12 protein-coding genes are annotated in these 14,026 nt (G+C 71.6%); 2 read left to right on the forward strand and 10 right to left on the reverse strand.

The genetic code is table 11. The features are described 5' to 3' along the window. Positions 1-19: 19 nt before the first annotated feature. The 6 genes from ABD830_RS01885 to ABD830_RS01910 all read right to left on the reverse strand — a co-directional run bounded on the left by ABD830_RS01885 (position 20) and on the right by ABD830_RS01910 (position 5,053). Positions 20-1,330, reverse strand: a complete 1,311-nt coding sequence (locus ABD830_RS01885; RefSeq protein WP_344984482.1) for an adenylate/guanylate cyclase domain-containing protein — start codon at positions 1,328-1,330, stop codon at positions 20-22. A gap of 87 nt (positions 1,331-1,417) precedes the next feature. After that, on the reverse strand, positions 1,418-2,629 hold the full coding sequence (locus ABD830_RS01890; RefSeq protein ID WP_344984483.1) for an MFS transporter: 1,212 nt from the start codon (positions 2,627-2,629) through the stop codon (positions 1,418-1,420). Between the two features lie 87 nt (positions 2,630-2,716). Continuing rightward, positions 2,717-3,295, reverse strand: coding sequence for a TetR/AcrR family transcriptional regulator (locus ABD830_RS01895; RefSeq protein ID WP_344984484.1), 579 nt, complete (start codon positions 3,293-3,295; stop codon positions 2,717-2,719). Between the two features lie 42 nt (positions 3,296-3,337). After that, positions 3,338-3,721: a hypothetical protein gene (locus ABD830_RS01900; RefSeq protein ID WP_344984485.1), complete on the reverse strand. Its 384-nt coding sequence runs from the start codon at positions 3,719-3,721 to the stop codon at positions 3,338-3,340. Between the two features lie 77 nt (positions 3,722-3,798). Continuing rightward, positions 3,799-4,329, reverse strand: a complete 531-nt coding sequence (locus ABD830_RS01905) for a hypothetical protein (protein WP_344984486.1) — start codon at positions 4,327-4,329, stop codon at positions 3,799-3,801. A gap of 37 nt (positions 4,330-4,366) precedes the next feature. After that, on the reverse strand, positions 4,367-5,053 hold the full coding sequence (locus tag ABD830_RS01910; protein WP_344984487.1) for a glycoside hydrolase family 36 N-terminal domain-containing protein: 687 nt from the start codon (positions 5,051-5,053) through the stop codon (positions 4,367-4,369). A 71-nt stretch (positions 5,054-5,124) separates the two neighbouring features. Between ABD830_RS01910 and ABD830_RS01915 the strand changes: the two genes are divergently transcribed. Then, positions 5,125-6,285, forward strand: a complete 1,161-nt coding sequence (locus tag ABD830_RS01915) for an ROK family protein (RefSeq protein ID WP_344984488.1) — start codon at positions 5,125-5,127, stop codon at positions 6,283-6,285. Positions 6,286-6,633: 348 nt separating this feature from the next. After that, entirely contained in the window at positions 6,634-8,382 is a 1,749-nt protein-coding gene (locus ABD830_RS01920) for a glycoside hydrolase family 36 protein (RefSeq protein ID WP_344984490.1), read from the forward strand. Between the two features lie 154 nt (positions 8,383-8,536). Here the strand turns inward: ABD830_RS01920 and ABD830_RS01925 are convergent, their stop codons facing one another. The 4 genes from ABD830_RS01925 to ABD830_RS01940 all read right to left on the reverse strand — a co-directional run bounded on the left by ABD830_RS01925 (position 8,537) and on the right by ABD830_RS01940 (position 13,894). Then, positions 8,537-10,000, reverse strand: a complete 1,464-nt coding sequence (locus ABD830_RS01925; RefSeq protein WP_344984491.1) for a hypothetical protein — start codon at positions 9,998-10,000, stop codon at positions 8,537-8,539. A 101-nt stretch (positions 10,001-10,101) separates the two neighbouring features. After that, on the reverse strand, positions 10,102-11,346 hold the full coding sequence (locus ABD830_RS01930; protein ID WP_344984492.1) for a carbohydrate-binding protein: 1,245 nt from the start codon (positions 11,344-11,346) through the stop codon (positions 10,102-10,104). Between the two features lie 8 nt (positions 11,347-11,354). Then, positions 11,355-12,152 carry a hypothetical protein gene (locus ABD830_RS01935; RefSeq protein ID WP_344984493.1) on the reverse strand — a complete coding sequence of 266 codons (798 nt, stop codon included), beginning with the start codon at positions 12,150-12,152 and terminating at the stop codon, positions 11,355-11,357. Then, the gene (locus tag ABD830_RS01940) at positions 12,152-13,894 is read right to left on the reverse strand and encodes a glycoside hydrolase family 97 protein (protein WP_344984495.1); all 1,743 of its coding nucleotides are present in this window, start codon (positions 13,892-13,894) and stop codon (positions 12,152-12,154) included. The genes ABD830_RS01935 and ABD830_RS01940 overlap by 1 nt, the downstream gene beginning before the upstream one ends. Positions 13,895-14,026: the final 132 nt, after the last annotated feature.

The following is a 14,026-nucleotide window of genomic DNA, read 5'->3' on the forward strand; positions in this document are numbered from 1 at the left end:
CCCGCTTGCACGGTAGACCTCAACCCACGTAGTACGTCATCTTCACCCCCGACACCGTGCGCCGCACCGCCTCGAAGCCCGTCAGGTCGACGTGGCCGCCCAAGGCATCGCGCACCGCATCGCTGAGGTGGACGCGGCCGGGCGTGCCGAGGTCCTGGGCCATCTTGGAGGCGAGGTTGACCGGGGCCCCGGCGACGTCCCAGCCGCCGCCGGGGGTGCGGCCGGCGAGCACCGGCCCGGCGGCCACCCCGATCCGGCCCACGATCTCCCGCTCGGCGAGCCCCGTGCGCATCCCCAGCGCGAAGCGCACGGCCGGGGTGGGCTCCTCGAACAGGTAGATGCCCAGCGGCCCGGCGACCTTGATCTCGACGGCTCCCTCGGGCGGCAGGAGGCTCAGGCCGACGTCGCGCATCGCCGCCGACAGCGACAGCCCTCTCAGCAGCTCCACCTCGGGCGTGTCGGTCGGGGTGGCGCTCCGCTCGACCAGGACGACGGTGCGCTCGCGCAGGTGCTCGGCGGCGAGCCGCCCGGCCAGTCCGGCGTCGCCGGGGCGGGCGTCGAGCAGCAGCAGGTCGGCGTAGAAGGCGCCGGAGTAGGGGATGGGGTAGTGCTCCTGGCCGGTGACCCCCGGCTCGCCCGGCCACCCCTCGGCCGCCCACGCCTCGCCCAGCCCGGGAATGTCGAGGCGGGGACCGTCGAGCACCTGGTGGACGGGCCCGACCAGGCCGCCGACGCCGTCCTTGGGCCGCAGCTCGAAGGGATGCCCGTGCGGCAGCCGGTCCACCACGGCCTGCGTCACCGCGATCTCCCCACCCTCGGTGTCGTTCTCGGCGAACTCCTCGACCGCGTCGGCCTCCGCCCCGTACAGCCCGCCCGACAGCGCGTAGTAGGAGCCGAGGTGCGCGCCGATCCCGATGCGGACCTCGCAGTGGCGCCGGATCTCGTCCTGCGCCGTCAGCAGGGCGGACAGCAGCGTGGCCGCCTCCACCGTCTCCGGATGGAACAGTTGCGCGTTGTCGGCCGCCCACACCCCCACCGCGCGCCCGCCGGCGGCCCTGGCGCACGCGTGCAGGATCCGCTTCGGCCGGTCGATGAGCGCCAGCACCTCCAGCAGCCCGAGCCGCTGGCTGAGCCGGGTGAGCCCCGCCGAGTCGGACACCACCGAGTATCCGCGCGTCTCGTGGCGGCTCAGCAGGTGGCGCGCCGCACGGTCGGTGCGGTCGGAGGCGCGCCACTGCTCGACGAGGAACAGCGGCAGGCCGGCGGCGACGTCGCGCCGGGTGTCGAAGCCGCCAGGAGTGAGCGGACCGGCGGGGGGTTCGTGAGCCACCCCGCCACTTTATCTTACTTAAAGTGATCATGCGAATGCGTTGGGTGATGTCGCGACGATCGCCGGCCTGACGGCTCGGGGCCGTCGTCAGGCCGGGACGCGGGCGCGGCGCCAGGCGTACGAGCTCACCGCGATGCCCGCGAGCGTGACGGCGGCCGCCACGACGTAGAGGGAGCGCAGCCCGAACCCGCCGTCGATGACGCGCCCGCCGAGCCAGGCGGCGAAGGCCGCGGCGAGCTGGTACGCGGAGGCGTTCACCGCCATGGCCAGGGTCGGCGCCGCCGAGGCGGTGGACAGGACGCGGGCCTGCATGCCGGGAATGACCGAGAAGCCCACGGCGCCGAGCACGAACACCATCACCGCGGTCAGCACCAGGCTGCCGCTGACCGCCCACATGAGCACGAGCGCCGCCGCGAGCACGCCCAGCAGCCCGAGCTGCGACCGCATCGGCGCCCGGTCCGACAGCCGGCCGCCGGCGAAGTTGCCGACGGCCGCGCCGACCCCGTACACCAGCAGGAGGACGGCCACCGACGCGGCGGGGAAGCCGGTGACGTTCGTGACCAGGGGCGCGAAGAAGGTGAACACCATGAGCAGCCCCGCGTTGCCCACGGCCGTGACGGCGATCGCGAGCTGCACGTCGCGGGCGCGGAACACGCGCAGCTCGGCCACGGCCGACGTGCCGCCCCCTGTGCCGGCCCCTGTGCCGGCCCCTGTGCCGGCCCCTGTGCCGGCCCCTGTGCCGGCCCCTGCGTCGCGCACGTCCGGCACCAGCCGCCACACCAGCAGGAGCCCGGCCGCGCAGCACGCCGCGACGGCCAGGAACGTGGCCCGCCAGCCGTGGTCCTCGCCGATGAACGTGCCGATGGGCGCGCCGAGGATCATCGACAGGTTCATCCCGAAGACGAGCTTGGAGACGGTGGACGCCTGCTTGCCCGGCGCGGCGGTGGAGACGGCGATGACGATCGCGTTCGCGAAGAACGTGGACGTCACCAGCGCCGTGACGATCCTGGCCGCGAAGAGCACGCCGTACGCGGGCGCGAGCGCGGAGGCGAGGTTGCCGGCGACGGTGATCCCGAGCAGGACCAGGATGAGCGGTTTGCGCGGAAAGCGGGCGGTGAGCGCCGTCAGCACGGGACCGCCGACGATCATCCCGATGGCGTACGCCGTCACCAGCAGCCCGGCGGCCGGGATCGAGACGGCCAGGTCGGTGGCGATGTCCGGGAGGATCCCGGCGATGACGAACTCGCCCGTCGTGATCCCGAAGACGCACAGCATCAGTGACGGCACAGTGAGCCTCATCAGGCTTTCACTCTCTCCTTCTTTACAGATCAGTACAAAATGAGGGCGCAAAAAGGGCCGCGGCTCGACGAACCGCGGCCGGGATCTCTACAGGGCGGCGACGGCCCCCTCGACGACGTCAAGGAGGGCGTTCCTGTCGTCGGTGACCTTGGCGAGCACGCGCAGCCCGTAGTACGCGCTCTGGAACGCGCGCGCCACCTGGAGCGGCGGCCGGCCCCGCGACAGCTCGCCCGTGCTCTGGCCGATCTCCACCAGCCGGCACAGCGCCTGCTCCAGGTCGGCGAACTGGCGCCGCACCAGCCCCGCGACGGCCTCGGTGCGCCCGCCGGCCTCGGTGGCGGCGTTGAGCGCCAGGCAGCCGCGCCGGCCGGGGTCGGCCATGTCGGCGTCGATCACGCCGAGCATGAGGTCCCTGAGCCGCTCGCGCACCGACCCCGGCTCGGCCAGCATCGCCAGCTGCGCGTCGGCCCTGGTCGCGGCGTAGCGGCGGATCGCCTCCTCGTACAGGCGGTGCTTGCTGCCGAAGGCGTTGTAGAGGCTGCCACGGCCGAGGCCGGTGCGGGCGCACAGGTCCTGGGTGCTGGTCGCTTCATACCCTTTCTCCCAGAACACCTCCATCGCAGCGTCGACGACTGCCTCATCGCTGAACTCACGCGGCCTGCCCATGGGAGGAGGCTAGCGGATTTTGTACAGAACAGTAAAGAACGTCTAGGGAGTGGTGGCGCAGTACTCCCGGGTGGCACCGGTGTGGTGCATGCACACCTGGTCCCCGCTGACCAGCACCACAGCCGGGTAGAAGTCCCCTTCGAGCGCCGTGCCGGTGACGCTCGTGTCCAGGGAGCCGGGGGTGGGGACGCCGTTGACGGTGAAGGAGAAGACGGCCGTCGTCGGCACGGGCCGGATCATGAACCAGTAGCGGTAGTCGCCGGGCACTCCGCGGATCTCCTGGCAGAGCGCCGTCTCGGGCGCGCAGACGCCGTCGTCCTGGGCGGAGGCGGCCGGGATCGATCCCCCGAACGCGAGGACTCCCGAGATCATGGCCGCCACGACGGCGCGGCGGCGCGGACGACGGGACTCTGGGTTCGAGGGCATGCATGACACCTTTCCTGACCGGGACGACATCATCATCATGCGATCGATCTTCCGGCTCCGCCAGCCGCCGACGGCGCCTACGGGCCGTCGATGCGCTGACAGAGGCCGTAGACGAAGCGGGCGCGGTACGTCGCGCCCTCGTGGGTGAGATCGACCGCCCAGTGGTGCGGTGCCTGGCCCTCGAGGTGGACGGCCCCGGGGAAGCTCGCGCCGACGTCCCCGACGACGCATCCCCAGGGGACCAGCTCGTCGAAGGAGAACGTCCTGGGGCCCGCGGGGCGGACGAACCACTGGTTCCACACCTCGCCGCCGGGACCGGTCAGGACCTCGAACTCCAGCCCCGGCCATGAGGGCAGGGCCCAGCGGGTCACGTCGCAGGTCAGGCTCCCCATGGAGGTCGTGCCGGCGTACGAGGGAGGGCCGAGCAGCCTGCGCGGCCCTTTCGGGGGCCGCGGCGAGTGGAGCATCCTGGTCCACCGGGCGTGGGCGGCACGCAGCTCGGCCCTGGACGCGCCCATGTCGCCCAGCGCCTCCTCCACCCTCTCGGGGTTGAGGTCGCGCATCCGGTGCATCAAGGACAGCTCGAACTCCCGCACGCCGAATCCCACCCACCTGTTCTACCTGCTCCCCGGAGCGGGCGGGGGCTCAGCAGGCGCGCAGGCGGACCAGGGCGCTGGCGTAGTCGCCGCGCAGGTCGAGCGGCAGGCCGCGCGACATGAGCCAGGGGTTCACGTGGTGGCTGCTCACCCCGCGCCTGCTGGTGAGCGTCGCCTCCCCCACCACCAGTTCGGTACGGCTCAGCGCGTGCTCCGAGCTCCAGCCGCCCGTGACGTGGCTGAGCCGGTAGCCGTCCAGCATCGGAACGCTCCAGGCCGCCGAGTCGCACCGCAGCACGGTCACCGGCACCTGCGGGCGCAGCACCGTCCAGCGCTTGATCACGTCGCTGTCCTCGTACACCCGGTAGTGCAGCTCCACCAGGAACGGGTGGCGGCGGTCAGAGAAGCGCAGCGTGAGGTGGCCGCCGTCGATGTCGTGACCCTCGTGGCGCCACTCGATCCCGCGGTCACCACCGGAGAAGACGACCTGCAGCGACGGCGTCTCGAACCGCGCGCCGGCCTCGGTGACCAGCTCCTCCTCCCCCGCCGTGCTGTCGAAGCTGCTGGCCCCGAACGCGGCGGGCGCGGGCAGGCCGGCGGCCTGCTCGGCGGTCAGCACCGGCCCCCAGTGCAGGCAGCGCGGGGCGTCGTCGTCCGCCAGGGCGACGACGTAGCTCGTGGCCGGGGTACGCAGCAACCACCTGCGGCCGGAGGCGTCGAAGGTCACTGATCGCATGCCGCGAGCCTAAGCACGCCCCTGCCCGAATTCAATTCTTGACGAAGTTAATTACTGCTACTATTGCCCTCATGCACCCTCGGCTCACCACGACCCCGGCGGCGGCCACCGTGTTCACCATGGTGCTGACGCAGGGGCCGGTCTCCCGGGTGGAGATCGCCAGGCGGAGCGGGCTGTCGTCCGCCGCCGTCACCAAGGCCGCCCGACCGTTCATCGAGGCCGGCTACCTGGAGGAGCTGGAGGCCACCGAGCGTACGGCACCGGGGGCGGGCCGACCGGCCAGTCCGCTGTCCATCCGGCCGGACCGGGAGTTCTTCTGCGGCGTGAAGATCACCCATGAGGAGCTCATCGGCGTGGTCACCGACCTGCGCGCCCAGCCGCTCTTCTCGGCGCACCGCCCGCTGGACACCACCTCGGCCGAGGGCGTGGTGGCGGCGCTGGCCGGGCTGGTGTCCGAGCTGCTGGCCGCCGACCCCGCGTACGGCGAGCGCTGCCACGCGCTGGGCCTGGCGGTGTCGGGCGACGTCGACAAGGCCCACGGGGTGGTGCGTTACTCGCCTTTCCTGCACTGGCGTCAGGTGCCGCTGGCGCGGCTGGCCGCCGAGGCGACGGGCCTGGCCGTCACGATCGAGAACGACGTCAAGTCGCTCACCGTGGCCGAGCAGTGGTTCGGCGACGGGGTGGGCGCGGCGTCGTTCGCGCTGGTCACCGTGGGGGTGGGGATCGGCTGCGGGCTGATGGTGAACGACCGGGTGGTGGCCGGCTCGCACGGCGTGGCCGGGGAGATCGGCCACATTCCCGTCGGGGGTGACAAGCCCGAATGCCACTGCGGCGGGCGCGGCTGCGTCGAGGCCATCGCCGGGACCGCGCCCCTGCTGGCGGCCGCCCGCGCGGCGTCCGGCGACGGGTCGCTGACCGTCGAGGCCGCCATCGGCGCGGCTCACGCGGGGGACGCGGCGGTGCGGGAGGTGTTCGCCCGCGCGGGGCACGCGATCGGGCTGGCCATGGCGGCGATGGCGAACCTGTTCGGGCCCGAGCGGATCGTCGTGACCGGGGACGTGCCGGGGCTGCTGTCGTACGAGCTGTTCGAGGAGCAGCTCAACCGGTCGTTCACGGCCCAGGCGTTCGGCGCGGCGGCCGGCTGCCGCCTGCTGCTGCGCCCGAGGTCGTTCGAGCAGTGGGCCCGCGGCGCCGCCGCGGTAGCGATCCAGCAGCATTTCACCCTCGAGTGAGCGCCGCTGCCTGGACTGAGGAGCGCAGGGAGCGAAGCGACCGGAGCGACGAGGGAAGGCAGCGGATCCCAGCGAACGAGACGCCTCACGAAGTGAGGCCATGAACACGAGTGAGCGCCGCTGCCTGGACTGAGGAGCGCAGGGAGCGAAGCGACCGGAGCGACGAGGGAAGGCAGCGGATCCCAGCGAACGAGACGCCTCACGAAGTGAGGCCATGAACACGAGTGAGCGCCGCTGCCTGGACTGAGGAGCGCAGGGAGCGAAGCGACCGGAGCGACGAGGGAAGGCAGCGGATCCCAGCGAACGAGACGCCTCACGAAGTGAGGCCATGAACACGAGGGAGCTTGAGTGACCGCGGCACCTGGCATCTGGCAGCCTCACGATCGAACGTTCGAGCAGCCGGAGGAGGTGCGGGTCGAGGCGGCCGGGCTGGAGTTCGCGTGCACGGCGGCGGCCGCGCTCACCTGGACCGCCACCGAGCCGTCCCCCGGCGTTCTCGAGCTCCGCGTCACCCCTGACAGGACGGCCGACGTACGCGTCGCCTGGCAGGTGCCGTGCGTGGACGCGACCGCGTTCTGGGCCGCCGACGGCGGCGAGCACCGGGGGCTGCCGCCGTTCTGGCGCCGTCCCCGTACGGCGGCGCTGGAGAAGAACGCGCCCGTCGGCTGCCTGGTGGGAGCCGGTGACGTGGCCATCTGCACATTCGCCGCGGGCGAGGTCGTGAGGCCCGTGCGGACGCGCACCGGCGTGGTGGAGGAGACCGGCGAGTTCGGGTTCTGGGTGGAGCATGAGGCCACCCCGGACGCGGGGCTGCTGCTGCGCCTCGACCTCACCCGGCGGCACTTCGCGGCCACGCTGTCCGGCGTGGCGGACTGGTGGCGCGCGCTGCACGGCCCCGTCGCCGACGTGCCGGATGTGGCTCGGATGCCCGCCTACTCGACCTGGTACGCCATGCAGCAGCACGTCAGCGCCGAGAGCGTGGAGCGGCAGGCGGGACCGGCGGCCGAGCTGGGCTGCGAGGCGATCATCGTGGACGACGGCTGGCACAGCGACGACCGGGGCCGCGGCTACGGCTACGTCGGCGAGTGGGAGCCGTCCCCCACCTCTTTTCCCGATATTTCGGGACACGTGGCCAAGGTCCGGGGTGACGGGCTGGCCTACCTGCTCTGGTACGCCCTGCCGTTCGTGGGCCGCCACACGGCGCTCTGGGACCGCGTGGAGCCGTACACGCTGGCCTACAAGGACCACATGAACGCGGCCATCGTCGACCCCCGCTACCCGTACGTCCGCGACCTCGTCGCGGGCCACCTCACCCGCGCGGTCACGGAGTGGGGCATGGACGGGCTCAAGATCGACTTCATCGACCAGTTCGCCGTGGAGAACCCGCCGCCGCCCGGTCCCGAGGCGGACTGCGAGACGGTGAACGAGGGCGTGCGCAGACTCCTGGCCCAGCTTCCCCGCGACTGCCTGGTCGAGCTGCGCCAGCCGTACGTGAGCCCCGGCCTGTGGCCGTTCGCCACGATGGTCCGGGCCTCGGACTGCCCGCTCAGCCCGGCGCACAACCGGCAGCGCACGGTGGACCTGCGGCTGATCGCGGGACCGCTGGCCGTGCACGCGGACATGCTGATGTGGCATCCCGGCGAGCGGCCCGCGCGCGTGGCCACCCAGCTCATCAGCGTCCTCTTCGCGGTGCCGCAGATCTCGGTGGACCTGACCTCTCAGACGCCCGAGCAGGCCGAGGTGCTCCGGTTCTGGCTGGGGTTCTTCCGCGAGCACGCGGAGGTGCTGCAGCGCGGCTCCTTCCGGCCGGCCCGGCCCGACCTGGGCTACCCGCAGGTGACGGCCCGCTCGGAGGACACCGTCGTCACCGCCCGCTACGCGCCGGTGCCCGTGGCGGTCCCGGCCACCGGCACGCTGTGGCTGGCCAACGGCGACGCCTCCTCCGACGTGCTCCTGGAGGTCTCGGGGTCGGGTACGGCCCGCGCCACCATCCATGACTGCCAGGGCCGGATCGTCAGCGAGAACACCTTCGCCCTGCGCCCCGGCATCGCCCAGGTCACCGTGCCGGAGGGCGGCCTGCTGCGCCTGGAGCGCTGACACCGCCGGATCGACGCCGAACCCACGGCCGCTGTGCACGGGACCGCGCCGCAGACGCGCCAGGGCCATGGGGCGCACAAAAGCCGGGCCCACGGGGTGGCAGAGGCGCAGCCGCTCCAGCGCCCGTGAGTCAGCGGCTGCGCCCCGGTCCTCCTCAGGGGCGGAGGCGATCCAGGAACTGGGCCTGGTAGAGCGAGGGCGGGACGAGCCCGGGCTGGTTCGCGCCCTCGATGTACCCGGCCGGCTGCTGGAACGGCCCGTCGCCCGTGATCGTGCCGCGGCAGCCGATCGCGTAGTTCTGGGCGGTCGGCGGCTTCTGCACGATCAGCCTGCTGGTCGACACGTCGCAGTTCCAGGCCACCGAGTGGGCCGCCGACCACCCGTGCGAGGTGCCGTAGCGGCCCCGGTTGTAGAGGCCGAGCGTGTAGTCGTAGTGCGGGTCGATGTCCTTGTGGCCGTCGAACAGCAGGCCCTGCGACCAGCGCCGGTGGCCCTCGCTGGAGTTGAGCGCGTACTCCGACGTGCCCCGCAGGAAGACGACTCCGGAGACCGTGCTGTGGCCGTTGGAGACGAACGCGTGCCGGGCCTTGTACGCGTAGCAGTCGCGGAAGAGAACCTGCTGGGAGTAGACGTAGGCGTTGAAGTTGTAACGCCTGCCGCCGGTGACGATGCTGACCGGATCGACGGCCCGGCAGTTCTCGACCGTGGCGCGGGTGGTCTCCTGGGTGGCGACCCCGGCCTGGGTGAAGTGGAGCATGGTGCAGTCCCGCACCCAGGAGTCCTCGGTGCGCAGCAGGACGATCGCGTTGTAGGCGTGGTCCTCGTCCTGCTCGGGGTCTCCGTGATACTCGACGTCCACGCGCAGCCGCTCCACCCCCACCTGGGTGACGAGCCCGGCCCTGTCCCACTTGTAGAGGAAGGACGGGGACAAGGCGCGGTTGAGGTGGTTGAAGACCGGTACGTCGATCTTCACGATGTTTCCGGAGACTTCGCGAACGTACCGGTTGTAGATGATGGGGTGCTCCCCGACCTGCCAGGCGGGCCCGACGTCGTGGCCGCCGTAGTCGATGGCCTTCAGCCACTCCTCGGTGCAGGGATGGGTGATCACGATGTTGTCGCCGGGCCGCAGCGAGCCGGGGCTCGCCACCTCGAACTCCCGCGATCCCACCTGCACGAGGTCGGTGGTGATCTCGGTGCGGGTGCCGGGGACCTCGCCGGTCCAGCCGCCGCCCGCGCTTCCGCCGGCCACGATCACGTCGCGGTCCTTGGGCGTGTTGCCGGTGGCCTTGATGATCGTGTTGCTCGCCGGGTCCTCGCCGTCGCCCGTGCCGCGCAGCACCGTGCCGCCGGCCCGTACGTACAGGGTGCCCGCCACCGGGTAGACGCCGGGCAGCAGGAGCAGGGCGCCGCGCCGCTCGCGGGGCAGCGCGGCCACCTCGTCCAGGGCCGCCTGGATGTGGGCCGTGTTGTCGCCCTCCACCGGGCGGATCGTCTTGACGACCGGCACGTGGGGGATCGGGCGCTCGCCGTTGCGGTAGCCGGCGTGGCTGAAGTCCGGGATGCGGTTGCCCTCCGCGTCCTGCTCGTACGCGAGCCGTCCCCACCGGTCGTAGCGCACCAGGCGGGACTGCCAGAGCGCCGAGGCACTCGCCGGTAGCGCGCCCGTTGCGGACAGCGCGAGCGCACCGCCCGCCTGCTGAGGTCATGTGCCATGTCCACCTACCTGATGACGATCTTGTCGAGTTCGGGCCCGCGCGCCGTGAAACCGAAGAACCGGATCGTGTTGACCCCGGCCACCAGGTCCACCGGCACCGTCGCGGTCGTCACCGTGTCCTTGGTCCCGGTCATCGGCACCCGGATCGCGTCGCCGCCGTTGACGCTGACCGAGAACGACTGCGAGCCGTCCACCAGCGCGTGCACGGTCATCTGCCTGGTCCCGGTGGTCTCCGACAGCACGCCCCTGACGACGGCGTAGTCGTAGACGTTGCCGCCGATGAGGATCACCTTGCGCCCGCCGGAGCAGACGGCGCAGTACGCGGGCTCGGCCGCGCCCTCGAAGACGTTCCCGGCCCGCTCGGCCTCGTACGTCCCCGGGCTCCGGTCCGGCGGCGGCAGCTGCACCGGCGGCGTCGCGGGCCCGAGCTGCTCCGCCTTCAGATCCTTGACCAGCAGGTACGTCTCCTGCAGCCCGGCGCTCTTGATGCTGCGGTAGATGCCCCACTTGGGCCGGTTGTGCTGCTCCTGCGTCCACCACAGGTCGATGTTCTCGGCCTTCTGGTCCGCGATCGTCCGACGGCCGTCCCGCAGCACCCACCGCAGGTAGCCGGCGTCGCCGGACTTGAACTCGATGGTGGTCGTGACCCACTTGTTCTGGATCGGCTCGAGGTCGGCCGTCGCGAAGTCGTGCGACTTGTTGTCCTCCAGCGTCCAGTAGCGGGCCGCGATCTTCTGCACGCCGTTCACCACCGGCAGTGAGATCTGCGCGATCGGGGTGCCGACGTCGGAGTTCTTCAGCTGCCAGATGTGGGTGAAGTTCGTGGTCGCGTCGAGCGTGTCCGGGATGTACATCTGGTACGTGATCCGCCAGGTCTCGTCCTTGCGGATCTCCAGCGGCGTGCCGTCGGCGGCGCGCATGCCGCGTACCTCGTTGCGCATGCGGTCGGAGCCGTCGCGGTCCTCCAGATGGGCGTCGAACCGCCAGTAGTTCTTCTCGGCGTGGACGTGCGGCAGCCCCTCCGGGTGCGAGCCGCGCCGGTCGTCCTCGAGCGCCTCGAACGCGTTGACGCCGTCGCGCCACGGTCTGGGACTCCACCGCGTCTCCCAGCGGCCGGCGGGAGACGCGGTGGGAGGCGCGGTGGGAGCGGTGGCCGCACCCGCCGTGCCCATCGGCTGCGCCGCGGACGCCGCCACCAGCGCGAGCGCCGACAGGACGCCCGCCCAGCGCAGGTTGTGCGTTCTCCTCATCCGGCCGCTCACTCGCTCGCGCCGGTGAGCTGGTAGGCCTTGAGGTTCCTGATCAACAGGTAGGTGTTCTGCAGGCCCGAGCTGTTGATGCTGCGGTAGATGCCCCATTTGGGCCGCAGGTACTCGTCGTCGCCGCGCCACAGGTCCGTGTTGTCCAATCGCTTGTCGACGAGCGTCGTCGAGCCGTCCTTGAGCGTCCAGCGCAGGTAGCCGCTGTCGGACGCCTTGAACTCGAACGTGGTGTCCACCCACTTGCCCTGGATCGGCTCCAGGTTCGTGCTGCCGACCTCGTGGGTCTGCTCGGACTCGTCCCAGTACCGTACGTTGATCTTCTGGGTGCCGCCGGAGACCGGCAGCGACATCGTGTAGAGGGGCGCGCCGGAGCCGGGCACCTTCATCTGCGCGATGTGCGAGAAGCCGCTGGTGGCGTCCAGCGAGGTCGGGATGTACAGCTGGTAGCTGATGCGCCAGGTCTCGTTCTCGAGGATCTTGAGGTACGAGCTGCCGCCGGTCCGCATGCCCTTGACCTCGTTGCGCTGGCGGTCGTCGCCGTCGCGGTCGCGGGTGTGCATGTCGAAGCGGTACGCGTCGCCGGAGACGTAGATGTGCGTCACCCCGGGGTGGGAGTCGGAGCGGTCGTCCTCGATGCCCTCGAACGCCTCGGCGACCGTGTCGTTCGCGGGGTTCGGGCTCCAGCGCAGCGTCCACGCGGCCGCGGCGGCCGGGGTGGCGGGCAGGGTGGCGGCGGGCAGGGCGGCTGCGGTGAGCACCAGGGCGGCTAAGACGCCTGTGGTTCGCTTGGTCATCAGAGCTCTCTCCTCAGGTGGAGGGTGAACCCGCCGTTGGGGGGGACGGCGAGGTCGAGCTTGCCCCCGGCGGAGACGGTGACCGTCTCGGCGAGGATCCGGTCGCCCGGGGCGTCCCGGTAGATCTCGGCCGCCCACTCCCCTTGGTCGAGGAAGTCGAGCGGCACGGTGAGCGTGCGGGCCTCGCCCGACACGCCCGCGCCGACGTACCACTCGCCGCCGCTCCTCCTGGCCAGCAGGATGTGGTCGGCGGGGTCGCCGGACAGCAGCCGCGTCTCGTCCCAGGCGGTGGGGACTGCCGACAGCAGCCGCAGTGCCTCCGGCCGGGCCTCGTAGGCCTCGATGCCGTCGGCGAAGTGCTGGACGCCGGACTCGAAGATCACCGACAGCGCGAGCTCGAACCCGGCCGAGATCGTGCGCAGGCCGGTGAACGTGCACGGCGTGAAGTCCATCGGGCCCTGCACGTTGCGGGTGAAGGCCAGCGACAGGTAGTGAGCGGGCTGGTAGAGCGGCTGCTTGCCGGGCTTGGGCTTGATCCACTCGGCGCCCTTGACCGCTTCGGCGGTCATGAACTGCGGCCAGGTGCGCTCGGTGCCGCGCGGGATGGTGCCGCCGTGGAAGACCACCATGAGCTTCAGCCGGGCGGTGGCGGCCAGGATGGCGTCGAACCAGCGCATCCGGTCCTGGCCGTCGGACTCGGTGAAGTCGATCTTCACGCCGACCGCGCCCCACTCCTTCCAGAGCGCGAGCTTCTCGCGGTGCTCCAGCTCGGTGTCCACGTGCTGCCAGTGCGACCAGAGCCAGATGCCGACGCCCTTCTCGGTGGCGTAGGAGATCAGCTCGGGCATCCACTCCTTGTTCCAGCCCGCGTCGGCCAGCACGTACGGCCAGCCGTTGCGGGCGGCGAAGTCGACCCAGCGCTTCTGGGCGTCCAGGTCACGGGTGGAAGGGCCGTCGGACCACCACGACCAGGCGGCGGCGCCGGGCTTGATCCAGGAGGGGTCCTCGACCTCGGACGGCGCCGCGAGGCTGGTGACCAGGTCGCTCTCCACGATCGTGGCCAGGTCGCCGACGATCAGCGTGCGCCAGGGGGTGGTCAGCGGGCTGGCCGCGGTCACGTACGGGTCGGGCAGGTCGAGCCGGAACGCGTGGCCGTCGAAGCGCAGGCGGGAGCCGGCGTAGCCGCTGTCCAGGTTCGACTCGGTGACCAGCAGCCAGGAGCCGCCGACCTCGAAGAGCGAGGGGTAGCCGTACAGGATGGGCTCGGCGTCGGCGACACTGCCGTGGCGGTGGATCTCCTCGTAGTCGCACCGGCCGTTCTCGTACGGGAGCAGCACCGCGCGGGCCGCGCCCGGCACCACGTACTCCGAGACCTCCTCCACGACGGTGACCGGCCCCGTCCACGGCACCACGTACCGGTACGCCACGCCGTGCCCGCCGACCCGGATCTGCAGGTCGAGCCGGTGCGTGCCCTTGGTGAACGACAGCGTCCACTCGCCGGCCTCGTAGCGGTGCTCGCGCCGCTTGCCGATGACCGTCCGATAGGACTCCTCGATCCGCTGCTCGGACATCCCGGACAGGACGAGCCCTCGGCTCAGGTCCTCGTGCGCGGTCCTGATCCCGAGCCGGGACGGCTCGATCACCACGCGGCCGGCGTGGCGCACCTCGAGCGTGAGTTCTCCCGCAGGGGATAGGGCGAGCGCTGCTTCCAGGTCCTCGTCGCTGAGCGTCCAGTTCGGCACGATGCCCTCCAGGAGACAAGAGATAGGAGGAGTCGATCGCGCCTCACCATCCGCCCATGCGCGCGGCGCGGCGGTCGCCCAAGACGCCCGATACTCCTCACAGTGCGCTAGAGACTAGGGTGAAAGCGCTTT

Source organism: Nonomuraea helvata, from assembly GCF_039535785.1.
Lineage (GTDB): Bacteria > Actinomycetota > Actinomycetes > Streptosporangiales > Streptosporangiaceae > Nonomuraea > Nonomuraea helvata.